Raw genomic sequence first — 22,437 nt, forward strand, 5'->3', positions numbered from 1 at the left:
CCCGACGCGCAAACGTCGGGCTTTTTTGTTGTGCGCGGCTGCCGCCGGCCTACTTGCGATAGGACTCGTGGCAGCTCTTGCAGCTGCTGCTGGTGGTGGTGAGCTGGCCGCGCAGGCCATCGAGCGTGGCGGCGCTGGCCGGCAGCAGCTTGGCCTGCACCTCGAACTTGTCGGCCAGCTGCTTGAACTCGGCGGCGTTCTTGATCGGATCGGCCTTCAGCTCGCCGAGCGTGCCGGGCACGAAGGCTTCCCAGGGCAGCGTGGACAGCGTTGCGATCAGCTGGGCCGAGGCTTGCGCCTTGGCCGCGTCGAACGGCACATCGCCCTTGGCCATCGCGCCCAGACGCTTCATGTGCGTGCTCATGATGTTGAACACGCCTTCGCGGTACTCGACCGCTTCCTTGGGCTTGGCAAAGCCATCGGCGGCGTGGACGGGCGCGGTGGCAAGCACCAGCGCGCCCAGCGTGGCGGCGCGCAGCAACTTCGACTTCATGACGAATCCTCGGGCAGTGGGAAGAAGCCCGGGATTCTAGGTGCGGCCGATTGCAGGCTTATTCGGCCTTCACGCCCTCGACCTGGATGCGCAGCGTCACATCCATCTTGAAGCCGTAGCCCTTGCCGTAGTCGATGCCGAAATCGGCGCGGTTGAAGGTGCCGATCGCATCGGCGCCGCAGGCTTCGCGCTTGAGCATCGGATGCGGCTTGCAGAGGAACTTGTCGATCTTGAGCGTGACCGGCTTGGTCACGCCATGCAGCGTGAGTTCGCCGTCCACTTCGGTCGGCGTGTCGCCGTTGAACTTGACCAGCTTGCCCTTGTAGGTCGCGGTCGGAAACTTCTCCACGTCGAACATCTCGGGGCCCTTGGCGTGCTCGTTCATCTTGGCGTGGCCGAAGTTGATCGAGGCGGTGTCGATGGTCACGTCGACCGCGCCGGTCTTGGCTTCCTTGTCGAGCACGACCGTGCCGCTGTTCTTCTCGAACTTGCCGCGCCAGGTCGACAGGCCGCCCATGTGGTCGGCTTCGAAGCTCGGATAGGTGTGGGCCGGATCGAGGTTGTAGGTGACCGGGGCGGCAACGGCGGCGGCCGAGGCCAGCGCGAGCGAGGCGGCAATGACGAGTGACTTCATGAACGAACTCCTGGGCAGAGGTTGAGGCGGGAAAAGCGGCCGCGCGGGCAGGCGCGGACCGGAAAAAATCGATGCGGGCTTACTTGCCGGCCGGCACGGCCAGCTTGAACTTGATGACGACCTCGTCGGCCACCATGCCGGTGTCCTTCCATTCGCCCTCGCCGATGTCGAAGGCGAGGCGCTTGATCGGCAGCGCGCCGCTGAACACGGTGGCGCCGGCGCCCGGCGCGACGGTGACCGGCACGGTCAGCGTCTGGGTCTTGCCCTTGATGGTCAGCGTGCCGGTGGCGTCGAACTTGCCGGCCGCGCCCGGCTTGACCGCCGTGGTCACGAAGCTGGCCTTGGGAAACTGGGCCGCGTTGAACCAGTCCTTCTTGAGCACTTCCTTGTTGTATTCGGGATCGCCGAGGTCGAAGCCGGCCACGTCGATGTCGATGCGCGCCTTGGCCTCGGCGGGCTTGGCCGGGTCGTAGGTCACGTCGCCGGAAATCTTGCGGAAGGCCGCGTCGACCGGCACGCCCATCTGCTTGAAGGTGACGCTGACGGCGCTCTTGGCCACATCGACCGGCGCGGCAAAGGCCAGGGCGGGAAGTGCCAGGGCGAGCGCCGCCGCAGCACGCACGAATACGGGCTTGTTCATGTCCAACCTTTCAGGGGATGGCGCCGCCTTGCGCGGCGCGATGGAAGTTCAGTCGCTCAGCGCGGGCCACCCGGCAACATGCGACGCAGCACATCGTCGCGATCGATGAAGTGATGCTTGAGCGCCGCCGCCGCATGGCCGGCCACCACGGCCGCCATGGCCCAGGCGATGAGTTCGTGCGCTTCCTTCAGCACCGGCTTGAGCGCCGGATCGGGCCCGATCACCACCGGCAGCGGCAGCACGCCGAGGTAGACCACCGGAAAGCCGGCCGCCAGGCTGTACAGATAGCCGACGAAGGGCACGGCAAAGATGAAGAAGTACAGCGCCAGATGACCGCCGTGGGCCAGCAGCTTTTCCCAGGGCTTCATGTGCGCGGGCAGCGCCGGCGGTTCATGAAACAGCCGCCAGATCAGGCGCAGGCAGGCCAGCCCGAACACCGTCACGCCGAGCCACTTGTGCCAGTTGAAGTACTTGAGCTTGGTCGGCGTCATGCCCGGCATGTCGGTCATCACCAGCGCCAGCCCGAAGGCCAGCACGATGAGCAGCGCCACCAGCCAGTGCAGCAGCTTGGCGATGCCGGTATAGCCGCGAATGTCAGTCATCGTTTTCTCCGTTGTTGGCAGCGGCGGACTGCGATCCGCCAAAGTTTTCAAGGCTGTGCAGCAGCCGCGCGAGCCGTTCGTTCAGCTCGGCCAGTTCCTCGCAGCCGTGGGCGTCGAAGGCCGACGAGCAATGCGCGAGCTGCTGCGGAAACACCTGCTCGAACAGCGCCTGACCACAGGCGGTGAGCCTGACGCGGGTGCTGCGTCCGTCCGATTCATGCGCGCAGCGGCCGACCAGCCCGCGCGCCTCAAGCCGGTCGACCACGCCGGTCAGCGTGCCCTTGGTAATCAGAGTCCGCTCGCCCAGTTCGCGAAAGGTCATGCCGTCGGTATTGCCGAGCGTGGCCAGAATGTCGAACTGCGGCCCGGTCAGGCCGAACTTGCGCACGTTGGCATTCGACAGGCGCTCGAAGGCCTGGAAGCAGCGGGTGAGCAGCCGGATCGTCGGCAGCGCGCGCTTGTAGTCGAGTGGATCGGTCGGATTCATGTTGGTTCGCATTAGAACTAAATCGGCAGCGGCTGTCTATCGGCAGCAAATACTTGTGATGTAACAAAAAGGCCGCCGCGTCCGGAGACGGCGGCGGCCTTGAAGGCGGCAAATCGATGGCGGCAGCGGTGCAGCGGCTGAGTTGCGGCCACGGCTGCGGGCGGCATGGCGCCAGCCCGGCGCGCACGCGGCAGGCGCCACCGCCCGCCCGGCGATCAGGCGCGGCGCGCCAGCTCGACCGCCTTGCCGATATAGCTGCCCGGCGTCAGCGCCAGCAGCGGCGCCTTGGCCTCCTCGGGAATCGCCAGCCCCTGGATGAAGGCGCGCAGCGTCTCGGCGGTGATGGCCTTGCCGCGCGTCAGCTCCTTGAGCTGCTCATAGGGATTGGCCACGCCGTAGCGCCGCATCACGGTCTGGATCGGCTCGGCCAGCACTTCCCAGGACGCGTCGAGGTCTTCAGCGATGCGCGCCGGGTTCGTCTCCAGCTTGTTCAGCCCGCGCAGGCAGCTGTCCCAGGCCAGCGTCGAATAGCCGAAGGCCACGCCGATGTTGCGCAGCACGGTCGAATCGGTGAGGTCGCGCTGCCAGCGCGAGACCGGCAGCTTCTCGCTCAGATGCTTGAGCACCGCATTGGCCAGGCCCAGATTGCCTTCGCTGTTCTCGAAGTCGATCGGGTTGACCTTGTGCGGCATGGTGCTGGAGCCGATCTCGCCGGCCTTGAGCTTCTGCTTGAAGTAGCCGAGCGAGATGTAGCCCCAGACGTCGCGGTTCAGGTCGAGCAGGATGGTGTTGGCGCGCGCCACGGCATCGAACAGCTCGGCCATGTAGTCGTGCGGCTCGATCTGGATGGTGTGCGGATTGAAGGTCAGGCCGAGCGAGTTCTCGACCACGTTCTTCGAGAACGCCTCCCAGTCCAGCTCCGGATAGGCCGACAGATGGGCGTTGTAGTTGCCGACCGCGCCGTTCATCTTGCCCAGGATCTGCACCGCCTCGATGCGGGCGATCGCGCGCTTGAGCCGCTCGGCCACGTTGGCGAATTCCTTGCCCAGCGTGGTCGGCGACGCGGTCTGGCCGTGGGTGCGCGACAGCATCGGCGTCTCGGCCTCGGCATGGGCGATCTCCACCAGCCGCGCCAGAACCTTGCCCAGTGTCGGCAGCAGCACCTCGGCGCGCGATGCGCTCAGCATCAGGCCGTGCGAGGTGTTGTTGATGTCTTCGCTGGTGCACGCAAAGTGGATGAACTCGGCGGCGGCCTCCAGCTCGGCATCGCCCTTCACCTTCTCCTTCAGGAAGTACTCGACCGCCTTCACGTCATGGTTGGTGACGGCCTCGATGGCCTTGATGCGCGCCGCGTCTTCGAGCGAAAAGTCGGCGCCGATGGCGGCCAGTCGCGCGCGCGCGGCGGCGCTGAACGGCTTGAGCTCGGGCAGGCCGGCATCGGACAGCGCGACCAGCCAGGCCAGCTCGACGCGCACGCGGCTGCGCATGAAGCCGGCTTCGGAAAGATGCTCGCGCAGCGGCTCGGTCTTGCCGGCATAGCGGCCATCGAGCGGCGACAGCGCCAGCAGCGCATTGGCCAGTTGCGGCGCGATGGCCGGGGAAGAAGCGGAAAGGTTGTCGTTTGCCATGGTGATCCGTCGAAAATCTGGCGCGGATTCTACGCGCCGGCCTGTCCTGCTCCGCGCCACAAGCCAAGTGGAATCAGGCACTTGCGCGAGGGTGGCCGGCTATACTCGGCGCCACTTCGATCGCTGCATCCCAAGACATGAAACTTATCGGGTCCCTCACTTCTCCCTACGTGCGCAAGGTGCGCGTCGTCCTCGCCGAGAAGAAACTCGACTACAAGTTCGAACTCGACAATGTCTGGGGGCCCGACAGCCGCATCCTCGACACCAATCCGCTCGGCAAGGTGCCCTGCCTGGTGATGGAAGACGGCAGCGCCATCTTCGATTCACGCGTCATCGTCGAATACCTCGACGGGCTCAGCCCGAACGCCAAGCTCATCCCGCCCAACGGCCGCTCGCGGCTTGAGGTGCGCGTGCTCGAAGCGCTCGGCGACGGCGTCTGCGATGCGGCGGTCGCGATCCGGCTCGAATCGCTGCGCGCGCCCGAGAAGCAGGACGAAGCGGTATTCGTGCGCAATCGCGCCAAGCTCGATCACGGCGTCGCCGCCTTCGCCACCAGTCTCGGCGACAAGCCCTGGTTCAGCGGCGTGACGCTCACGCTCGGCGACGTTGCCGCCGGCGTGGCGCTCGGCTATCTCGACTTCCGCATGACCGATCTCGACTGGCGCGCCGCCCATCCCAACCTGGGCCGCTGGTTCGACAAGTTCGCCAAGCGCCAGAGCTTCATCGACACCGCGCCGCCGGCGGCCTGAAGCCGGCCGCCGCGCCATCCGCGCGGCAGATCGTCCGGGCATTCCCTGCAATCCATGAACAGCGCGCCTCGCCGGCCGCTGTTTGCCCGCATGCGCGCCGGTCGCGCCACTTACCGTGGGGTCCCTGTCCGGCGTGAGCCTGCGTCTGCCGTCTGCCCACGCGCCACGCCGCTGCCCAACATCCACCCGGAGGGACCGTGCGCCTCGAAACCCTGTTCAAGCAGCCCTATGCGCTGCCCGCCATTCCCAAGGTCGTCCACGAACTGATCGCCAGCTTCGAGCAGGAAGACATTCCGGTCGAAGCCCTGAGCAACAAGCTCGCGGCCGATGCCGTGCTCACCGCCAAGCTGCTGCGCATGGCCAACTCCACCTACTTCCATGTGTCGAAGACCGTGGGCACGGTGCAGGACGCGGTGCTGATGCTCGGCTTCATGAATGTGCGCACGCTGGTCATCAGCTCGGGGCTGGCGGCGGCCAACAAGCCGCTGCCCGGCATCGACATGAAGCATTTCTGGCGCTACAGCCTGCACACGGCGGTGGCCGCGCGCTGGCTGGCCGGACCGGCCGGCGTCAACAGCGAGCTGGCCTTCACCGCCGGGCTGATGAACGCCATCGGCGAGCTGGTGATGCATGCCGGCATGCCGGCCGAGATGCTGGAGCTGTCCAAGCATGCCGACACGCTCGATGCGCGCCGGCCCGACATGGAGCGCACCTCGTTCGGCTATGACCATTCGGCGGTCAGCGCCGAGCTGGCCCGGCAGTGGAAGTTTCCGGCCGATCTGGTCGAGGCGCTGCGCGGCTGCGTCGATCCGCTGAGCGTGGCGCCGGCGTCGCGGCTGGCGGCGGTCATCCACATTGCGGCCTGGCGCGCGCGCGCCGACGAGAAGGGCCTGGCGCAGGAGGAGATCGACGCGACCTTCCCGGCCGCCGTGGCCGAATCGATCGGCCTCGCGCCCGACCTGGTGCTGCGCCGCATGCCGGCGCTGAGCGCCCTGGCCGAAGGACTGGAAGCGATGGTGAACTGAACCGCACCCGCACCACGCAAGGGCGGGCGGCCGCGATGGCCGCCCGCCCTTTTTCCTTGCCGCCACGCATTGCCTGGGCCCGTGCCGACGCGCGCCCTCTCGGCAATGCCCCGCTCAGGCCGCAGCCGCCGGCGCGCGCGGCGCAAAGCTGTCGCTGCGCGCAAGCGGCCAGTACTCGCGGAACACATGCTGCTGCACCTCGGCCGCATCGCCGGCGCCGCGCAGCAGCTCGCCCGGCTCAAGCCAGGGCAGCAGATGGCTCAGCAGCCGCACCTCGGCTTCGGACAGCCGCCGCACGATGTGCATCGGCCCGAGCTCATCCGGATGCGCGAGGCCGGCAGCGGCCAGCAGCTCAGCCAGCGCCTTGAGTGTGTTGCGGTGAAAGGCCGCGACGCGCTCGGCCTTGTCGGGCACGACCAGCGCGCGCTGACGCCAGGCGTCCTGCGTCGCCACGCCGGTCGGGCAGCGGCCGGTATGGCAGTTCTGCGCCTGCAGGCAGCCGAGCGCGAACATGAAGCCGCGCGCCGAGTTGCACCAGTCGGCGCCCAGCGCCAGCGTGCGCGCCACGTCGAAGGCAGTGACGATCTTGCCCGCCGCGCCGATGCGGATGCGGTCGCGCAGATTCACGCCCACCAGCGTGTTGTGCACCAGCAGCAGCCCGTCCTGCATCGGCGTGCCGACGTGATCGGTGAACTCGACCGGCGCCGCGCCGGTGCCGCCCTCGCCGCCATCGACCACGATGAAATCCGGCGTGATGCCGGTCTCCAGCATCGCCTTGACGATGCCGAACCATTCCCACGGATGACCGACGCAGAACTTGAAGCCCGTGGGCTTGCCGCCCGACAGCGTGCGCAGCCGGTCGACGAATTGCAGCAGCTCGACCGGCGTGGAAAACGCCGAATGCGCGGCCGGTGAATTGCAGTCCTGCCAGGCCGGCACGCCGCGCGCCTCGGCAATCTCGGGCGTGACCTTGGGGCCGGGCAGCACGCCGCCGTGGCCGGGCTTGGCGCCCTGGCTCAGCTTCAGCTCGATCATCTTCACCTGCCTGTCGCGCGCGTTCTCGGCAAAGCGTTCGGCGCTGAAGCTGCCGTCGTCGTTGCGGCAGCCGAAGTAGCCCGAGCCGATCTCCCAGATCAGGTCGCCGCCATGCACGCGGTGATGCCGGCTGATGCTGCCCTCGCCGGTGTCGTGCGCAAAGCCGCCCTGCTTGGCGCCGCTGTTGAGCGCGAGGATGGCGTTGGCCGACAGCGCGCCAAAGCTCATCGCGCTGATGTTGAACACGCTCATCGAATAGGGCTTGGCGCGGCCGGCGCCGACGACGATGCGGAAATCGCTGCTCGCGATGTGCGCCGGCGCGATGGAATGCGCGATCCATTCGTAGCCGCGCGCATGCGTGTCGAGCTGGGTGCCGAACGGCCGCTTGTCCAGCTCCTGCTTGGCGCGCTGGTAGACGATGCTGCGCTGGTTGCGCGAGAACGGCCGCTCCTCGGTGTCGTCCTCGACGAAGTACTGGCGGATCTCGGGCCGGATCTTCTCGAAGAAGAACCGGAAATGCGCCAGCAGCGGGTAGTTGCGCCGGATGCTGTGGCGGGTCTGGGCGAAGTCCCAGACGCCGACCAGCGTCAGCGCGCCAAAGGCGGCGGCCGAGCCGTCGGCCCAGGTCCAGCGCCCGTGCAGCAGCAGGCTGACGGCAAGCGCCGCAAGTGCGGCCAGTGGGGCGAGATAGCGCAATGGCATGGCGATCGATCCGGTTGAAGCGCCCCGCGCAGCACTGCGGCGACGGGGCCGGGCGCCAATTGTCGGCCGCGACCGATACCGCTCGATGACCCGATCAGGCGGCGCAAGCCGGGGCTGATCTCGGGCGCCTGCCTGCTGGCTGGCAAGGCCCACGGGGTTTTCCCTCGAACCGGGGGCATCGACCCTGAGACGGCCATTTCCGTCAGCAATTGGTCAGGCGGTCCACTGAGAGTGCGGGCGATGGGGAAGTCAAAAGCAATTGCCCCATGCATAAATCCAAGCGAGGAGAGAGACATGAGTGACCCGGTGGTGGCCAGGATCCAGGCCAATCCCAAGTACAAGGAGCTGAAGTCGAAGCGCAATACCTTCGGCATCACGCTGCTGATCCTGATGCTGGTCGTCTACTACGGCTACATCGCGCTGATCGCGTTCAACAAGGAGTTCCTCGGCACGCCGCTGGGTGCGGGCGTGACGACGATCGGGGTGCCGATCGGCTTCGGCGTGATCCTCTTCACCATCGCCATCACCGGCTTCTACGTGCAGCGCGCCAACGGCGAATTCGACCGCCTGACCGCCGAGATCCTCGCGGAGGAAGTCAAGTGAACCAGCTTCTCAAATGCCTCTTTGCGCTCGGCGCGCTCGCCGCCGCCGGCGGCGCGCTCGCCGCCGGCGCCGACATGGGCCAGGTCGCCAAGCAGGAAACCAACTGGACCGCGATCGGCATGTTCGCGGTCTTCGTCGTGGCCACGCTGTTCATCACCAAGTGGGCGGCGGCCAAGACCAAGTCGGCGGCCGATTTCTACACGGCGGGCGGCGGCATCACCGGCTTTCAGAACGGCCTTGCAATCGCTGGCGACTACATGTCGGCTGCCTCGTTCCTGGGCATTTCGGCGGCGGTCATGGCCAACGGCTATGACGGCCTCATCTACTCCATCGGCTTCCTGGTCGGCTGGCCGGTCATCACCTTCCTGATGGCCGAACGCCTGCGCAACCTCGGCAAGTTCACCTTCGCCGACGTGGCTGGCTACCGCTTCAAGCAGACGCCGATCCGCGCCTTCGCGGCCTCGGGCACGCTGGTGGTCGTGGCCTTCTATCTCATCGCCCAGATGGTCGGCGCGGGCCAGCTCATCAAGCTGCTGTTCGGCCTTGAATACTGGGTGGCGGTGGTCATCGTCGGCGCGCTGATGATGGTCTACGTGCTGTTCGGCGGCATGACCGCCACCACCTGGGTGCAGATCATCAAGGCCTGCCTGCTGCTCGCCGGCGTGACCTTCATGGCCATCATGGTGCTGTCGCAGTTCGGCTTCAGCCCCGAGGCGCTGTTCGCCAAGGCGGTCGAGGTGAAGACCCAGATCGCGATCAACGGCGGCAAGACCACCGAAGAGGCGGCCAGCGTCGGCGCGTCGATCATGAAGCCGGGCGGCTTCGTCAAGGATCCGATCTCGGCCATCAGCTTCGGCATGGCGCTCATGTTCGGCACCGCCGGCCTGCCCCACATCCTGATGCGCTTCTTCACCGTCCCCGATGCCAAGGAAGCGCGCAAGTCGGTGTTCTGGGCCACGACCTGGATCGGCTACTTCTATGTGCTGATCTTCTTCATCGGCTTCGGCGCGATCACCCTGGTGCTCACCAATCCCGAGTACGCCGACACGGCCAAGGGCGTGATCCACGGCGGCGCGGGCACGGCCAACATGGCGGCGGTGCTGGTGGCCAAGGCGGTCGGCGGCAACATCTTCTTCGGCTTCATCTCGGCGGTAGCGTTTGCAACCATCCTCGCGGTGGTGGCCGGCCTCACGCTGTCGGGCGCCTCGGCGGTGTCGCACGACCTGTACGCGACGGTGTTCAAGAAGGGCAAGGCCGACAGCGCCTCGGAGCTCAAGGTCTCGCGCATCACCACCATCGCGCTCGGCGTGCTGGCGGTCACGCTGGGCATCGTGTTCGAGAAGCAGAACATCGCCTTCATGGTGTCGCTGGCCTTCGCGATCGCGGCTTCGGCCAACTTCCCGGTGCTGTTCATGAGCGTGCTGTGGAAGGACTGCACCACGCGCGGCGCGGTGATCGGCGGCTTCCTCGGCCTGATCTCGTCGGTGGCGCTCACCGTGGTGTCGCCGTCGGTGTGGGAAGCCACGCTCGGCAATCCCAAGGGCTCGGCGCTGTTCCCCTACACCTCGCCGGCGCTGTTCTCGATGGCCATCGGCTTCCTCGGCATCTGGATCTTCTCGCTGCTCGACCGCAGCGCCCAGGCCGCCAAGGAACGCGCCGATTTCGAAGCCCAGCAAGTGCGTTCGGAAACCGGTCTCGGTGCCTCGGGCGCGTCGGGTCACTGATCGCGGCACGGCCGGCCTTCGCGGGCCGGCCGCCGCAAAGCAAAAAGCCGGGCATGCCCGGCTTTTTTCATGGCTGCGCGCCCTGCGGCGGCGGCTTCAGTGGTTGCGCGCCAGCGGCCCGAGGGTCAGCTTTTCCATCTGCACGATCTGGCGCTCGAAGTCGCGCCAGCCCAGCATCGAGCGCTCGATGACGCCGGCGCGCACGCTGGCAGCGTACTGGGCGCGCATCGCGTCGAAGGGCGCGGACAGCGCGTTCGACAAGCAGGCGCGCGCCGCATCGGACACGTCCTGCATGTGATCGAGGCTGGGCTCGCAGGTGAGCGCGAGCGTCTTGTCGCGCAGCTCGGCCTGCTGTTCGAGGCTGGATTGAGTGAGGACGAACGGCCAGCTCGCAAGGCTGGTGGCGTAGGCAACGAAGGGCGTGAAGGGAAAGGAGTTGGTGCTCATGGCGCTCTCTAGGGTTTTCCCGAAGCTATCATGCAGTGCAGCAATTCAAGTCGCGGGAACAGCGCCGGTTTCCATCTTCTGGGATCGCTTACCAACTATTTCGACGATCGGTCGCCCGACCGGCCCGGATGGCAAGCGCTTGCCGACATCTATTGCGCGAGCAGCTGGCGCAGCTTGATGAAGGCCAGCCCGGCCATCACCGCATCGTTCACGGCGTTATGCGCCGGCCACATCGGCAGGCCGAGGTCGCGCATCAGCGTGGCAAACCGCAAGTCGATCTCGCTGCCCTGCTGATAGGGCGGCAGCTGGCGATGCTTGTACTCGTAGAACATGCCCGACACCTCGATCCTGGGCTGGGGCAGCGGCACGCCGAGCATCGGCCACATCAGCCGGTTGATCATCGCCACGTCGAATTCGAGGTAGTAGCCCACCAGCGGCCGGCTGCCGATGAAGTGAAGCAGTCTTTTCAATGCCTCTTCCGGCTCCAGCCCGCCGGCCACGTCGCGCTCGCGCAGGCCGTGAATGCGCACGCTCTCGCCCGACACGCCCTTGCTCGGCCTGACCAGCAGCTCCAGCCGCTCGCTGGTCATGATGCGATTGCCGACGATGCGCACCGCGCCGATCGACACGATCTCGTCGCGGCGGGTGTCGAGGCCGGTGGTCTCGCAATCGACCGACACCCATTCATCGGCGGGCGGCTTGTCGTAGAGGAAGCGGAAGCGCTCGTCGGCCAGGTGGTAGAGCAGCCATTCGCGCTTGACGCGCGACCACAGTCCGCCGCTCACAGCGCGTCCAGCCGGAAGCGGTGGCTGAGCAGCGCACGGAAGCGCTTGACCACGCCGAGCGTGTCCTTCAGCAGGTCGCGGTCGAGGCTGGAGAGCTTGTCGACCACGATGCCGCCGGCGCTGGCCCGGCCCTGTTCCAGCGCCGCGAGCCCCATCTTGAGCTTGAGGCCCATGAAGAAATGCAGGCTGTCGACCAGGTCGGTGCCCAGCTCGGCATCGAGCTTGCCGGCCGCGACCAGCGCCTCGATGCGGTCGACCGTGCCGGTCTCCACCAGCCGCGCATCGAGCGCCAGCGCGCGGATGCCGTGCACCAGCGGGAAGGTGCCGGCCTTCTTCAGGTCGAGCTGCTCGGCGCTCGAATCGCCGAGCGAGAACAGCCGGTTCCACCAGCCGCTGCTTTCGGCAAACGCATTGATGGCCGAGGCAAAGCGCGCGATCAGCGCATCGTTGTCGTTGACCAGCTTGAACACCTCGGCGCGCACCTCCTCCAGCAATTGCGGATCGCCGCAGACCGCATGCGCATCGAGGAAGATCGCCAGCGCCATCAGCGTCTCGGCGGTCGGCATGAGCAGCCAGCGCCGCACGGTCTGGCCGAACTCGGTGGCCGACATGCGCCAGTCGGCATTGCTGACCATGATCCGGCCCGGGCATTCCGGGTAGCCGAACTGCGCCAGCGCCTCGGACAGCTGCTGGCACAGCGCCGGCAGATCGTGCGGGCAGTCATAGCCGTCGCGCAGGATCAGGCCGTTGTCCTGGTCGGTCTTGAGCAGCTGCTCGCCACGCCCCTCGCTGCCCATCACGAACAGGCAGCTGTTTTCCACCAGATCGGGCGGCGCGATGAGCTGCCAGCTGCGCTCGAACAGCTTGGCGTTGAGCTCCTGCACCAGCTTGGCGATCAGGCTCACCTTGGTGCCGACGCGGAACAGCAGCGCGATCAGCCGCGTGATGTGCTCGGCCGGCGCCTTGAGCGCGGCGAGGTCGGCGGCCTCGTTGATCTGGCGCGTGATGAGCGTCGAGTGGTTGGACAGATAGCTCATCAGATCGAGCTGTTCGAGGATGCCCGTGATCTCGTCGCCGTCCTGCACCACCACCCGGCGCACGCGGTGCCGGATCATCGTCGCCAGCACATCGAACAGGTAGTCGCTCGGCCGCGCCGTCACCAGCTTGAAGTTGGCCAGCTCGCGCACCGCGAGTTGATCGAGCGGCCGGCCGTCGAGGATGGCGCGCTGCAAGCCGGTGTTGGTGAAGATGCCGATGCGAGGCGGGTTATGGCGCTCGTCGCGCACCAGCACATTGGCCGTGCGGTGCCGCTCGAAGAAGCGCACCACGCTCACGATGTCGGCCTCGGCATCGATGTAGCGCGCCGGCCGCAGCAGCAGTTCGCTCACGCGCGCGGTGGTCAGCGACTGCATCTCATGCTGGCTGTGGCGCTCGCTCAGCGCGCTCAGCTTCTTCGACAGATCGGCGAACAGCAGCGCGCCGAAGGTGGCGTTGCGGGAAATCAGCTCGGTGACGGCGGCGCGCGCCAGCTGATAAGCCAGCACCTCCTCCGACGCGACGAAGCGGCTGCCGACCTTGCCGGCCATCAGCGCGCGGCCGTCGAAGCAGTCGTCGGCGCCGTAGGTGGCCACCAGTTCTTCGCCATCGGTCTGGTTGACGAAGCCCTTGATGACGATGAACAGATGCGCCGGCTGCACGCCCGGTTCGAGAATCACCTCGCCCTCGCGGAAATACGCGATGTCGAGGCTGTCGCGCACCAGGCGACGCTCGTCGCCGCTCAGACAGTCGAAGGGCGAGACGGAGAAGTTGAAGGCGTTGGGCAAGCGATGACCTCGGCAAACCGGCTGCGAAACGTCCATTCTCGCGGCGCCATCGCGCGCGCGATTGGCGCGGCGCAAGCGGCGGTGCAATGCCACACAGGGCTTTCCCGGGGATTGCGCCGCCGCCCGGCTAGAGCTGCTTGAGCCAGCTGCGCAATTGCCGCGCATCGCCGGCCAGTTCCAGCATCGCTTCCAGCGTGCGGAGGCTCTTGCGGCAGGCGGCAACATCCGACTTGAGAATCGGCAGCAGCCCGTCCGGCCGCAGCCGCTCTTTCGCCGACAGGCCGAAGTCGGCAATGAATTCGCGCTCGATGCGCTGAATCTCGCTGTCCAGCTCGGCCAATTGGCCTTTGAGAATGCGCTGATAAGTGCCAAGCCGCGTTGCATCGAGATTGGCCAGATGCGCCTCGTCGATGTGCTCCAGCTCCAGTTGCAGCTCCAGCAATTGCAGCAGCTGGCCTTTTTCATAGGCGGCATTCACGCGCTGCATCAGCGCGGTCTTGCGCAATTGCTCGGCCGGATCGGGCTCGCGGTCGGGATGCAGTGCGCTGACCAGCTTGCGATAGACCTCGCGGATCGACTGGCTCAATTGCCGGGTTTCGGCTTCGCGCTTGTCGGCGCGCGCCTGGGCCTTGGCCGCCTTGCGATGGGCGGCGGCCTGGGCCTTGGCGGTTTCGTGCGCGGGGCGCGGTTCGTCTTGTGCCGGCGCATCGGCGGGCGGCATTTCGTCGGCTTGCGCGTCTTCGTCCGGATCGGAATGCGCATTGACCAGCCGGCGCATTTCCGCATCCTCGGCATGGCGCAGCACGCCGCCCGCCAGCCCGACGATCAATTCGGAAAGCTTGCTTCGCTCGTTTCTGGAAAAGCCCTTGCCGCCATGAATCGCATCGAGATCGAGGGCCAATTGCGCGCGCAATTGCCGCTCCTTGTCGCGCAGCGGAAACAGCTCGGTCAGGCATTTCTGCCGGAAGGCCGGAATCGCCTGCTCCCATTCGGCCAGCAAGGCGCGGCGTTGCCTGATGCGCTCGATGAGCGAATTGAAGGCGTCGTGCTCCGTGGCGGCCGCCGCCGCAGGCAGCAGCGCTGCTGCATCGACCGGCCGCTCGGCGCTCAATTCGCCGGCACCGTCGCGATGATCCCGCCGCCCAGGCAAACCTCGCCGTCGTAGACCACCGCCGATTGCCCCGGCGTCACCGCCCATTGCGGCGCGTCGAATGCCAGCGCAAATCCCTCCGCACTATCCGAATACACGCAAGCCGAATCGCTCTGCCGATAACGCGTCTTGGCTGCCAGCAATTGCGCCGACGGCGCCTCGCCCGCCACCCAGCTCGCCTGATCCGCAGTGAGCTTGTGCGACAGCAGCAGCGGATGCTCATGCCCCTGCACCACCACCAATTCATTGCGCGCCAAATCCTTGGCCGCGACAAACCACGGCTCGCCAATGCCGTCCGCGCCCTGAAAGCCCTTGAGCCCGCCGATATTGAGCCCCTTGCGCTGGCCCAGCGTGTAGAAACTCAGGCCCACATGCTGGCCGACCTTGCGGCCTTCGGGCGTGACCATCGCGCCGGGCGCATAACTCAGATAGCGATTGAGAAAGTCGCGGAACGGCCGCTCGCCGATGAAGCAGATGCCGGTCGAATCCTTTTTCTTGGCATTCGGCAGGCCGATGCGCTCGGCAATCTCGCGCACCTCGGTCTTGCGGATCTCGCCGAGCGGAAACAGCGTGCGGCTCAATTGCGCCTGATTCAGCCGGTGCAGGAAATAGCTCTGATCCTTGGTGTGATCGACCGCCTTGAGCAATTGATGCTTGCCGCTGGCCTCATCGAAGCGCACGCGCGCGTAATGGCCGGTGGCGATCATTTCGGCGCCCATGCGCATCGCATGATCGAGAAAGGCCTTGAACTTGATCTCGGCATTGCACAGCACATCGGGATTGGGCGTGCGGCCGGCCTGGTATTCGCGCAAGAATTCCGCGAACACGCGGTCCTTGTATTCGGCCGCGAAATTCACCGCCTCGATGTCGATGCCGATCACGTCGGCCACGCTCACCGCGTCGAGCAGATCCTGGCGCGTCGAGCAGTACTCGCTGTCGTCGTCGTCTTCCCAGTTCTTCATGAACAGGCCGATCACCTCGTAGCCCTGTTCCTTCAGCAGCCAAGCGGTCACCGACGAATCCACGCCGCCCGACATGCCGACCACCACGCGGCCGCGGCTCACGCCTGCCACACCGAGTCGTGGGTGAACAGCGCATCGAGCGGCAGCGGCGCGCGGCTCAGGCTGTCTTCGAGGCAGCGGACGATCAGCGGCGAGCGCAGCCGGCCGGCGGCTTCGGCAGCGCGCACCTCGTCGAGCGTGAGCCAGACCGTGCGCAGGATGCCGGTATCGAGCTGCCGGTCGGCGTGGAAGGCGCCGAGCGTGCCGACGAAGGCAAAGCGCAGCCAGGTCACTTCCTCGCCACCGCGCGCGCCGATGCTCATGTAAGTGCCGAGCCAGCCGGTCGGCACGAAGTCGTGCGCGGTTTCTTCCAGCGCCTCGCGCACCACGGCTTCGACGATGGATTCGCCGCGCTCCAGATGCCCGGCCGGGTTGTTCAGGCGCAGGCCGTCGGAGGTTTCCTCTTCCACGAGAAGAAAGCGGTCGTCGCGCCGGATGATGGCGGCGACGGTGACATTGGGTTTCCAGACGGACATGGCAGGCAGGCTTTTCGGTGTTGCAAGGCGGGCGACGATTCTAGCCAGCCGCTCCGTACCGACCCTGAGGCGAGGTTGCGCTGAACAAAATGTGGCTACCATCCGAAACACTTTGGTCCGACTCGCAGGCAACAGGCAAAACCTTGACGAAGGCTTGCCGCGGTCCCCGGCGCAATCGAGCGCTCACCGCCTTGCCCTGCCCGGACCGGGCTCTTCTCTCAATCGGTCGGCCCCGACATTCCCGGCTTAGCCGGACGCGAACGCCAGAAGGCCTCGCGTACTCCAGGTGGCTTTCGACCCTCGCCCCGCCCCGCCCTGCCCATCCCCAACGCATCGAGGAGATCCATGCGCATCGGCATCCCTTTGGAAAGCCGCTCCGGCGAGACGCGCATTGCCGCGACCGCCGAGACCGTCAAGAAATATGTCGCCGCCGGCCATGACGTGGTCGTGCAATCCGGCGCCGGCGACCGTGCCGCGCAACCCGACGCCGCCTTCGTGGCGGCCGGCGCCCGCATCGGCAGCGCCGCCGACGCCTTTGGCGCCGAACTGGTGCTCAAGGTGCGCTCGCCGCAAGCCGAGGAACTCGCGCTGATGAAACCCGGCACCGCCCTCGTCGGCATGCTGGAGCCGTTCAACGCCGAGGGCGTGGCCGCGCTGGCCGCTGCCGGCATCACCGCGTTTGCGCTCGAAGCCGCGCCGCGCACCACGCGCGCGCAAAGCCTCGACGTGCTCTCGTCGCAGGCCAACATCGCCGGCTACAAGGCGGTGCTGCTGGCCGCCGGCGTCTACGGCCGGATGATGCCGATGTTCATGACCGCCGCCGGCACCGTGAAGGCCGCGCGCGTGCTGGTGCTGGGCGCCGGCGTCGCCGGCCTGCAAGCGATTGCAACCGCCAAGCGCCTGGGCGCCGTGGTCGAGGCCAGCGACGTGCGCCCGGCCGTGAAGGAGCAGATCGAATCGCTCGGCGCCAAGTTCGTCGACGTGCCCTACGAGACCGACGAGGAGCGCGAAGCCGCCGCCGGCGTGGGCGGCTATGCCCGGCCGATGCCGCCGAGCTGGATGCAGCGGCAGTCGGTCGCGGTCGGCGAGCGCCTGAAGCAGAGCGACATCGCGATCACCACCGCGCTCATCCCGGGCCGCAAGGCGCCCACGCTCATCACCGAGGCGATGGTGCAGTCGATGCGCCCGGGCTCGGTGATCCTCGACATGGCGGTCGAGCAGGGCGGCAACTGCGAGATCAGCGAGCTGAACGGCATCGTCGTGAAGCATGGCGTGACGCTCGTGGGCGTGCCCAATCTGGCGGCCACCGTGCCGGCCGATTCGTCGGCGCTCTATGCGCGCAACGTGCTCGACTTTCTCCAGCTGGTCATCAACAAGGAAGGCGCACTGCACATCAACCGCGAGGACGACATCGTCGCGGCCTGCCTCGTGGCCGCCGACGGCCAAGTGCAGCGCAAGGGCTGAGGCCCCGTCAACACAACATCAGGAGACGGCCATGGAAGCCATCGATCACACCATCATCAATCTCATCATTCTCGTGCTGGCGGTCTACGTGGGCTACCACGTCGTCTGGGACGTGACCCCGGCCCTGCACACGCCGCTCATGGCGGTCACCAACGCCATCTCGGCCATCATCATCGTGGGCGCCATGCTGGCCGCCGCGCTCACCGAAACCGCGCTCGGCAAGACCATGGGCACGCTGGCCGTGGCGCTGGCGGCGGTGAATGTCTTCGGCGGCTTCCTCGTCACGCGGCGGATGCTGGAAATGTTCAAGAAGAAGGAGCCGAAGAAGGCTCCCGCTTCGGCCACGCATTGAGGAGCGCGCCAACATGACGTTCAGCCTCAACACGGTCGTGCTGCTGTATCTGGTGGCATCGATCTGCTTCATCCAGGCGCTCAAGGGCCTGTCGCATCCGGCCACGTCGCGGCGCGGCAATGCCTTCGGCATGTCGGGCATGGCGATCGCGGTGGTCACCACCATCGGCCTCATCTTCAAGCTGGCGCCCGAGTTGGCCGGTCCGGGCCTGGGCTATGTGCTGGCCGGGCTGGTGGTCGGCGGCGGCGCCGGCGCGCTGATGGCCAAGCGCGTCGAGATGACCAAGATGCCGGAGCTGGTCGCCTTCATGCACTCGATGATCGGTCTGGCGGCGGTCTGCATCGCCATCGCGGCGGTGGCCGAGCCCTGGGCCTTCAACATCGTGGCCAAGGGCGAGGCGATCCCCTACGGCAACCGCATCGAGCTGTTCATCGGCACCTTCGTCGGCGCCATCACCTTCAGCGGCTCGGTGATCGCCTTCGGCAAGCTGTCGGGCAAGTACAAGTTCCGGCTGTTCCAGGGCGCGCCGGTGCAGTTTGCCGGCCAGCACATGCTCAATCTGGTGCTCGGGCTGGCGATGCTGGGGCTGGGTCTGACCTTCGTGGTCACGCAGAGCTGGACGCCCTTCGTGCTGATGCTGCTGATCGCCTTCGTGCTCGGCGTGCTCATCATCATCCCCATCGGCGGCGCCGACATGCCGGTGGTGGTGAGCATGCTCAACAGCTATTCGGGCTGGGCGGCGGCGGGCATCGGCTTCAGCCTGAACAACAGCATGCTCATCATCGCGGGCTCGCTGGTCGGGTCATCGGGCGCCATCCTCAGCTACATCATGTGCAAGGCGATGAACCGGTCGTTCTTCAACGTGCTGCTGGGCGGCTTTGGCAATGCACCGGCGGCGGCCACCACCGGCGGCAGCGCCGAGCAGCGGCCGGTGCGCAGCGGCTCGCCCGACGATGCGGCCTTTCTGCTGAGCCAGGCCGAGACGGTCATCATCGTGCCGGGCTATGGCCTCGCGGTGGCGCGCGCCCAGCATCCGCTCAAGGAGCTGACCGACAAGCTCATCGAGCGCGGCGTGACGGTGAAGTACGCGATCCATCCGGTGGCCGGCCGCATGCCGGGCCACATGAACGTGCTGCTCGCCGAGGCCGAAGTGCCCTATGAGCAGGTGTTCGAGATGGAGGACGTGAACAGCGATTTCGGCGATACCGACGTGGTGCTGGTGCTCGGCGCCAACGACGTGGTGAACCCGGCCGCCAAGGACCCCAAGTCGCCGATCGCCGGCATGCCGATTCTCGAGGCCTACAAGGCGCGCCAGATCATCGTGAACAAGCGCTCGATGGCGAGCGGCTATGCCGGCCTCGACAACGAGCTGTTCTACATGGACCGCACGATGATGGTCTTCGGCGATGCGAAGAAGGTGGTGGAGGACATGGTGAAGGCGGTGGAGTAGGCGCCGCTCGCGGCGGGCAGCACGCCCGCCGCGCTTCCCATCAGGGCGATGGCCGGGCACAGTCCCGGCCATTTTCTTTTGCACGCAAGGAGCGGGTCATGGGGCGGATCGCGGTAGTGGCGGCCATGCGCGAGGAGCTGCACGGCTTTCTCGACGACATGGGCCGAACCGCCAGCAAGGAGACGCGCGCGGGCCGCGAGTTCTTCCTCGGCGAGATCGCCGGGCATGAGGTGGTGGCCGTGCTGTCGGGCATCGGCAAGGTGGCGGCGGCCATCACCGCGACCACGCTGCTCGACCGCTATGGCGTGGGCGCGGTGCTGTTCACGGGCGTGGCCGGCGGCGTCGGCGACGGCGTGCGCGTGGGCGACATCGTGATCGCCGACGCGCTGGTGCAGCACGACATGGATGCACGGCCGCTGTTCCCGCGCTTCGAGGTGCCGCTGACGGGCACGTCGCGCTTTGCGGCCGATGCGCAGCTCGCGGCACTCGCGCGCACGGCAGCCGAGCAGGCGCTCGCGCTCGATCTGGCGGCAGAAGTGGACGCGGCCACGCTCGCGGAATTTGGCGTGAGCGCGCCGCGCGTGCATGCCGGCCTGATCGCCTCGGGCGACCAGTTCATCGCCGATGCCGGCAAGGCGGCGCAGCTCTGCGCCGATCTGCCCGGCCTGCTGGCGGTGGAAATGGAAGGCGCGGCGGTGGCGCAGGTCTGCGCCGATCACGGCATGCCGCTGGCCGTGATGCGCACCGTGTCGGACCGCGCCGATGCGCATGCGGCCTTCGATTTCGGCCGCTTCGTCGAGCGCGTCGCCAGCCGGTACTCGCACGTTTTCGTGCGTCGGCTGCTCGATGCGCTCAGCGCGTGATGACGACCGGAATCTGCGTCAGATGCATCACCTTCTGCGAGGTGCTGCCGAGCAGCAGGCTGCCGATGGCGCCATGACCGCGACTGCCGATGAAGATGAACTTGGCGCCGGTTTCCTGCGCCACCCGCGCGATCAGGTCGGCCGGATCGCCGACTTCCTTGCGCTCGATGTACTTGAGGCCGGCGGCGTCGAGCTTGGCGCGCGCATCCTTGAGCGCCTGCTCCTGGGCCTCGGTGTAATAGTCCTGGAGTACGTCGTCGCTGAGCACCACGCCCATGCCGGTCATGACGGGCATCGGTACCGTGACGTTCAGCAGCACGATGTCGGGCGGCGACTTCAAGTCGGCCGACACGGCGATGAGCGTTTCGAGAGAACGCGTCGAGGTTTCGGAACCGTCGATGGCTGCCAGAACGCGGTCGATCATGTTGAATTCCCCTGTGCATGAAGGCCGGCCCCGACGCATCTGCATCAGCGTCGCCGGGCCCTCGAATTCATTCTGCGCGCCACGACGGCCGCCCGCTTGACGGATGTCAACGGCGCCCGGGCCGCTCCGGCCGGCAAGCCAGGCGCCTGCGGCGGGCATCAACCAAGGAAATAGCGATGATGGGAGTGACGACCAAGATCAAGGACGGTCTGCGCACCGCCATGGGGGTGCGCGTCGATCGCGCGCTGCCGCAGCCGGGCGCCATGCCCGGCCACGGCGCGCACATCGCCCGTGCCGATGTGCGTGTCCGTGTCACCGCCGAGATGAACGAGGAGCTGTGGGCTTGGCTCACCGCGCGCGGCTGGCGCGAGATCGATCTGCGCTCCGACCGGCGCCGCTATCGCGTCGGCAAGCCGTCGGCCACCGAGGAACTGGCCTTCGCCGACAGCGAGCACGACCGCGAGCGCATCGAGCGGCTGGTGATGGACAGCGCCGACTACTCGCACCTCGAGTTGGCGCGCAAGCCGCAGCGCTGAGGATTTGCCGGGCGCCCGCGCAAGGCGGGCGCTCCGGCCGTGTCAGCGCTGCGGCTGGCAGCGCCGGACCGGCACCAGCACCAGCGCCGTGCGGGCCTGATAGACCTCGAACAGCACGGTGAGAAACAGCAGCTCGGCGGTCACGTCGATGAACACGCCCAGCCCGGCCATCGACCAGAACGGCCACATCGGGCCGAAATCGCCGCAGCGGTCGACCGTCCGGCGCAATCCGCGCAGGTGATAGCAGCCGAAGGCCGCGAGCGCGAACGCCAGCAGCCAGGGCGCACCGCCCAGCCGGCCGAACATCAGGCCATCGGCCAGCGGCATGCCCGCCAGCCGCCAGCAGCCGATGCCCACCGCCAGCAGCAGCACCAGCCGCAGCGTTGCCTGCGCATTGAGCAGCGCGCGCTCGGCACTGCGCAGCCCCCAGCCTTCCACCACCATGCCCGCCATCATCATCTTCATCTCTCGATCGCAGCGAAATCGACGACCCGCAAGTCTGCTTCCATCCTGAATGACGCCGGACGAATTGTCAGTCGTTACAACGCGATGACTGACCTCGAACAAGACGGACATTCCGCCTCGTGACCGACACGCAATCGCAGCCGGCAGGCGATGTGTGCAAGCTTTGCGCCATTGCCTGCCCGCAGCCGGCGGCGGAACCGCGCCGTGCCGCGCGTGGTCTTCGACGCTTCCCTTCTCCGCGAGTTGCCATGGCCGACCGACTTTCCCGAATCGTGACCCGCAGCGGCGATGCCGGCCTGACCGGCCTGGCCGACGGCAGCCGCGTGCCCAAGGACGCCGCCCGCATCGCCGCCCTCGGCGACATCGACGAATGCGGCAGCGCCCTCGGCCTGCTGATCTGCGAGCTGGACGGCGACGCGCGCTTTGCCACGCTGGCGCAGGAACTGGTGCGGGTGCAGCACGACCTGTTCGACCTGGGCGGCGAGCTGTCGCTGCCCGGTCATCCGGTGATTGCCGAAGCCCAGGTGGCGCGGCTGGAAGCCTGGATCGAGCGCGACAACGCGGCGCTGCCGCCGCTGCGCAACTTCGTGCTGGCGGGCGGCAGCCGGGCGGCGGCCAGCGCCCATCTGGCGCGCACCGTGGCGCGCCGGGCCGAGCGCGCCATCGTGCATCTGGGCCATGTCGAGCCGGTCTCGGAGCCGGTGCGGCAATACATCAACCGGCTGTCCGACTGGCTGTTCGTGGTGGCACGCCGGCTCAATGCCGAGCTGGGCCGCCCCGACGTGCTGTGGCAGCAGCGCGCGCCCGACGCCGGCTGAG

Annotated in this window: 25 protein-coding genes; 10 read left to right on the plus strand and 15 right to left on the minus strand. The window is 67.2% G+C overall.

Annotated features, from left to right (window positions below; genetic code table 11):
- Positions 1-49: 49 nt before the first annotated feature.
- From B9P64_RS15365 to purB, 6 genes are all read right to left on the minus strand, one after another.
- Positions 50-493, minus strand: coding sequence for a c-type cytochrome (locus B9P64_RS15365; protein ID WP_085316963.1), 444 nt, complete (start codon positions 491-493; stop codon positions 50-52).
- A gap of 58 nt (positions 494-551) precedes the next feature.
- Positions 552-1,127, minus strand: a complete 576-nt coding sequence (locus B9P64_RS15370) for a YceI family protein (protein WP_085316964.1) — start codon at positions 1,125-1,127, stop codon at positions 552-554.
- A 79-nt stretch (positions 1,128-1,206) separates the two neighbouring features.
- Positions 1,207-1,767, minus strand: a complete 561-nt coding sequence (locus B9P64_RS15375) for a YceI family protein (protein WP_085316965.1) — start codon at positions 1,765-1,767, stop codon at positions 1,207-1,209.
- Positions 1,768-1,823: 56 nt separating this feature from the next.
- Complete coding sequence (locus B9P64_RS15380) at positions 1,824-2,360, minus strand: cytochrome b (protein WP_139826336.1); 537 nt, start codon at positions 2,358-2,360, stop codon at positions 1,824-1,826.
- A 1-nt stretch (position 2,361) separates the two neighbouring features.
- Positions 2,362-2,856, minus strand: a complete 495-nt coding sequence (locus tag B9P64_RS15385) for a MarR family winged helix-turn-helix transcriptional regulator (protein WP_085316967.1) — start codon at positions 2,854-2,856, stop codon at positions 2,362-2,364.
- A 215-nt stretch (positions 2,857-3,071) separates the two neighbouring features.
- On the minus strand, positions 3,072-4,484 hold the full coding sequence (purB, locus tag B9P64_RS15390) for an adenylosuccinate lyase (RefSeq protein ID WP_085316968.1): 1,413 nt from the start codon (positions 4,482-4,484) through the stop codon (positions 3,072-3,074).
- A gap of 137 nt (positions 4,485-4,621) precedes the next feature.
- Between purB and B9P64_RS15395 the strand changes: the two genes are divergently transcribed.
- Positions 4,622-5,233, plus strand: coding sequence for a glutathione S-transferase N-terminal domain-containing protein (locus tag B9P64_RS15395; RefSeq protein ID WP_085316969.1), 612 nt, complete (start codon positions 4,622-4,624; stop codon positions 5,231-5,233).
- A 197-nt stretch (positions 5,234-5,430) separates the two neighbouring features.
- Positions 5,431-6,258 (plus strand): HDOD domain-containing protein, encoded by an 828-nt coding sequence (locus B9P64_RS15400; protein ID WP_085316970.1) that lies wholly within the window; start codon positions 5,431-5,433, stop codon positions 6,256-6,258.
- Positions 6,259-6,372: 114 nt separating this feature from the next.
- Here B9P64_RS15400 and B9P64_RS15405 read toward each other — a convergent pair whose 3' ends face one another.
- A complete protein-coding gene (locus B9P64_RS15405) occupies positions 6,373-7,995 on the minus strand; it encodes an FMN-binding glutamate synthase family protein (protein WP_085316971.1) in 1,623 nt (540 codons plus the stop codon).
- Positions 7,996-8,289: 294 nt separating this feature from the next.
- Between B9P64_RS15405 and B9P64_RS15410 the strand changes: the two genes are divergently transcribed.
- Complete coding sequence (locus tag B9P64_RS15410) at positions 8,290-8,598, plus strand: DUF485 domain-containing protein (RefSeq protein ID WP_085316972.1); 309 nt, start codon at positions 8,290-8,292, stop codon at positions 8,596-8,598.
- Complete coding sequence (locus B9P64_RS15415; protein ID WP_085316973.1) at positions 8,595-10,322, plus strand: cation acetate symporter; 1,728 nt, start codon at positions 8,595-8,597, stop codon at positions 10,320-10,322. Before B9P64_RS15410 ends, B9P64_RS15415 begins: the two co-directional genes overlap by 4 nt.
- A gap of 96 nt (positions 10,323-10,418) precedes the next feature.
- On the opposite strand, the gene B9P64_RS15420 is transcribed toward B9P64_RS15415, so the two are convergent.
- The 6 genes from B9P64_RS15420 to B9P64_RS15440 all read right to left on the minus strand — a co-directional run bounded on the left by B9P64_RS15420 (position 10,419) and on the right by B9P64_RS15440 (position 16,064).
- Positions 10,419-10,769 carry a hypothetical protein gene (locus B9P64_RS15420; protein WP_085316974.1) on the minus strand — a complete coding sequence of 117 codons (351 nt, stop codon included), beginning with the start codon at positions 10,767-10,769 and terminating at the stop codon, positions 10,419-10,421.
- 149 nt (positions 10,770-10,918) lie between these two features.
- Positions 10,919-11,554: a 3'-5' exonuclease gene (locus B9P64_RS24500; protein ID WP_139826330.1), complete on the minus strand. Its 636-nt coding sequence runs from the start codon at positions 11,552-11,554 to the stop codon at positions 10,919-10,921.
- Entirely contained in the window at positions 11,551-13,377 is a 1,827-nt protein-coding gene (locus B9P64_RS15430; protein WP_139826331.1) for a putative nucleotidyltransferase substrate binding domain-containing protein, read from the minus strand. The genes B9P64_RS24500 and B9P64_RS15430 overlap by 4 nt, the downstream gene beginning before the upstream one ends.
- A gap of 127 nt (positions 13,378-13,504) precedes the next feature.
- Positions 13,505-14,488, minus strand: coding sequence for a J domain-containing protein (locus B9P64_RS24505; RefSeq protein ID WP_139826332.1), 984 nt, complete (start codon positions 14,486-14,488; stop codon positions 13,505-13,507).
- Positions 14,485-15,591, minus strand: coding sequence for a tRNA 2-thiouridine(34) synthase MnmA (gene mnmA / locus B9P64_RS15435; RefSeq protein ID WP_085316976.1), 1,107 nt, complete (start codon positions 15,589-15,591; stop codon positions 14,485-14,487). Before mnmA ends, B9P64_RS24505 begins: the two co-directional genes overlap by 4 nt.
- On the minus strand, positions 15,588-16,064 hold the full coding sequence (locus tag B9P64_RS15440) for an NUDIX hydrolase (protein ID WP_085316977.1): 477 nt from the start codon (positions 16,062-16,064) through the stop codon (positions 15,588-15,590). The genes mnmA and B9P64_RS15440 overlap by 4 nt, the downstream gene beginning before the upstream one ends.
- Positions 16,065-16,409: 345 nt before the next feature.
- Between B9P64_RS15440 and B9P64_RS15445 the strand changes: the two genes are divergently transcribed.
- From B9P64_RS15445 to B9P64_RS15460, 4 genes are all read left to right on the plus strand, one after another.
- On the plus strand, positions 16,410-17,528 hold the full coding sequence (locus B9P64_RS15445) for a Re/Si-specific NAD(P)(+) transhydrogenase subunit alpha (protein WP_085316978.1): 1,119 nt from the start codon (positions 16,410-16,412) through the stop codon (positions 17,526-17,528).
- A 31-nt stretch (positions 17,529-17,559) separates the two neighbouring features.
- Complete coding sequence (locus B9P64_RS15450) at positions 17,560-17,880, plus strand: NAD(P) transhydrogenase subunit alpha (protein ID WP_085316979.1); 321 nt, start codon at positions 17,560-17,562, stop codon at positions 17,878-17,880.
- Between the two features lie 13 nt (positions 17,881-17,893).
- The gene (locus tag B9P64_RS15455) at positions 17,894-19,330 is read left to right on the plus strand and encodes an NAD(P)(+) transhydrogenase (Re/Si-specific) subunit beta (protein WP_085316980.1); all 1,437 of its coding nucleotides are present in this window, start codon (positions 17,894-17,896) and stop codon (positions 19,328-19,330) included.
- Positions 19,331-19,428: 98 nt separating this feature from the next.
- Positions 19,429-20,193: a 5'-methylthioadenosine/adenosylhomocysteine nucleosidase gene (locus B9P64_RS15460; protein ID WP_085316981.1), complete on the plus strand. Its 765-nt coding sequence runs from the start codon at positions 19,429-19,431 to the stop codon at positions 20,191-20,193.
- Here B9P64_RS15460 and B9P64_RS15465 read toward each other — a convergent pair.
- Positions 20,183-20,617 (minus strand): universal stress protein, encoded by a 435-nt coding sequence (locus B9P64_RS15465; RefSeq protein ID WP_176256848.1) that lies wholly within the window; start codon positions 20,615-20,617, stop codon positions 20,183-20,185. The genes B9P64_RS15460 and B9P64_RS15465 overlap by 11 nt on opposite strands.
- A 176-nt stretch (positions 20,618-20,793) precedes the next feature.
- On the opposite strand from B9P64_RS15465, the gene B9P64_RS15470 reads away from it, so the two are divergent.
- On the plus strand, positions 20,794-21,153 hold the full coding sequence (locus tag B9P64_RS15470) for a hypothetical protein (protein WP_085316983.1): 360 nt from the start codon (positions 20,794-20,796) through the stop codon (positions 21,151-21,153).
- A 42-nt stretch (positions 21,154-21,195) separates the two neighbouring features.
- Here B9P64_RS15470 and B9P64_RS15475 read toward each other — a convergent pair whose 3' ends face one another.
- The gene (locus B9P64_RS15475) at positions 21,196-21,618 is read right to left on the minus strand and encodes a hypothetical protein (RefSeq protein ID WP_085316984.1); all 423 of its coding nucleotides are present in this window, start codon (positions 21,616-21,618) and stop codon (positions 21,196-21,198) included.
- Positions 21,619-21,866: 248 nt separating this feature from the next.
- Between B9P64_RS15475 and B9P64_RS15480 the strand changes: the two genes are divergently transcribed.
- Positions 21,867-22,436: a cob(I)yrinic acid a,c-diamide adenosyltransferase gene (locus B9P64_RS15480; protein ID WP_085316985.1), complete on the plus strand. Its 570-nt coding sequence runs from the start codon at positions 21,867-21,869 to the stop codon at positions 22,434-22,436.
- Position 22,437: the final 1 nt, after the last annotated feature.

It is taken from the genome of Derxia lacustris (assembly GCF_002105195.1).
GTDB lineage: Bacteria > Pseudomonadota > Gammaproteobacteria > Burkholderiales > Burkholderiaceae_E > Derxia > Derxia lacustris.

Coding starts and splice junctions, on each gene's coding strand:
- B9P64_RS15465 (WP_176256848.1), bottom strand. CDS start 20,617: ATGATCGACCGCGTTCTGGCAGCCATCGACGGTTCCGAAACCTCGACG.
- B9P64_RS15375 (WP_085316965.1), bottom strand. CDS start 1,767: ATGAACAAGCCCGTATTCGTGCGTGCTGCGGCGGCGCTCGCCCTGGCA.
- B9P64_RS15480 (WP_085316985.1), top strand. CDS start 21,867: ATGGCCGACCGACTTTCCCGAATCGTGACCCGCAGCGGCGATGCCGGC.
- B9P64_RS15370 (WP_085316964.1), bottom strand. CDS start 1,127: ATGAAGTCACTCGTCATTGCCGCCTCGCTCGCGCTGGCCTCGGCCGCC.
- B9P64_RS15405 (WP_085316971.1), bottom strand. CDS start 7,995: ATGCCATTGCGCTATCTCGCCCCACTGGCCGCACTTGCGGCGCTTGCC.
- B9P64_RS15365 (WP_085316963.1), bottom strand. CDS start 493: ATGAAGTCGAAGTTGCTGCGCGCCGCCACGCTGGGCGCGCTGGTGCTT.
- B9P64_RS15450 (WP_085316979.1), top strand. CDS start 17,560: ATGGAAGCCATCGATCACACCATCATCAATCTCATCATTCTCGTGCTG.
- B9P64_RS15385 (WP_085316967.1), bottom strand. CDS start 2,856: ATGAATCCGACCGATCCACTCGACTACAAGCGCGCGCTGCCGACGATC.
- B9P64_RS15455 (WP_085316980.1), top strand. CDS start 17,894: ATGACGTTCAGCCTCAACACGGTCGTGCTGCTGTATCTGGTGGCATCG.
- B9P64_RS15440 (WP_085316977.1), bottom strand. CDS start 16,064: ATGTCCGTCTGGAAACCCAATGTCACCGTCGCCGCCATCATCCGGCGC.
- B9P64_RS15420 (WP_085316974.1), bottom strand. CDS start 10,769: ATGAGCACCAACTCCTTTCCCTTCACGCCCTTCGTTGCCTACGCCACC.
- B9P64_RS15470 (WP_085316983.1), top strand. CDS start 20,794: ATGATGGGAGTGACGACCAAGATCAAGGACGGTCTGCGCACCGCCATG.
- purB (WP_085316968.1), bottom strand. CDS start 4,484: ATGGCAAACGACAACCTTTCCGCTTCTTCCCCGGCCATCGCGCCGCAA.
- B9P64_RS15475 (WP_085316984.1), bottom strand. CDS start 21,618: ATGAAGATGATGATGGCGGGCATGGTGGTGGAAGGCTGGGGGCTGCGC.
- B9P64_RS15395 (WP_085316969.1), top strand. CDS start 4,622: ATGAAACTTATCGGGTCCCTCACTTCTCCCTACGTGCGCAAGGTGCGC.
- B9P64_RS15445 (WP_085316978.1), top strand. CDS start 16,410: ATGCGCATCGGCATCCCTTTGGAAAGCCGCTCCGGCGAGACGCGCATT.
- B9P64_RS15410 (WP_085316972.1), top strand. CDS start 8,290: ATGAGTGACCCGGTGGTGGCCAGGATCCAGGCCAATCCCAAGTACAAG.
- B9P64_RS15460 (WP_085316981.1), top strand. CDS start 19,429: ATGGGGCGGATCGCGGTAGTGGCGGCCATGCGCGAGGAGCTGCACGGC.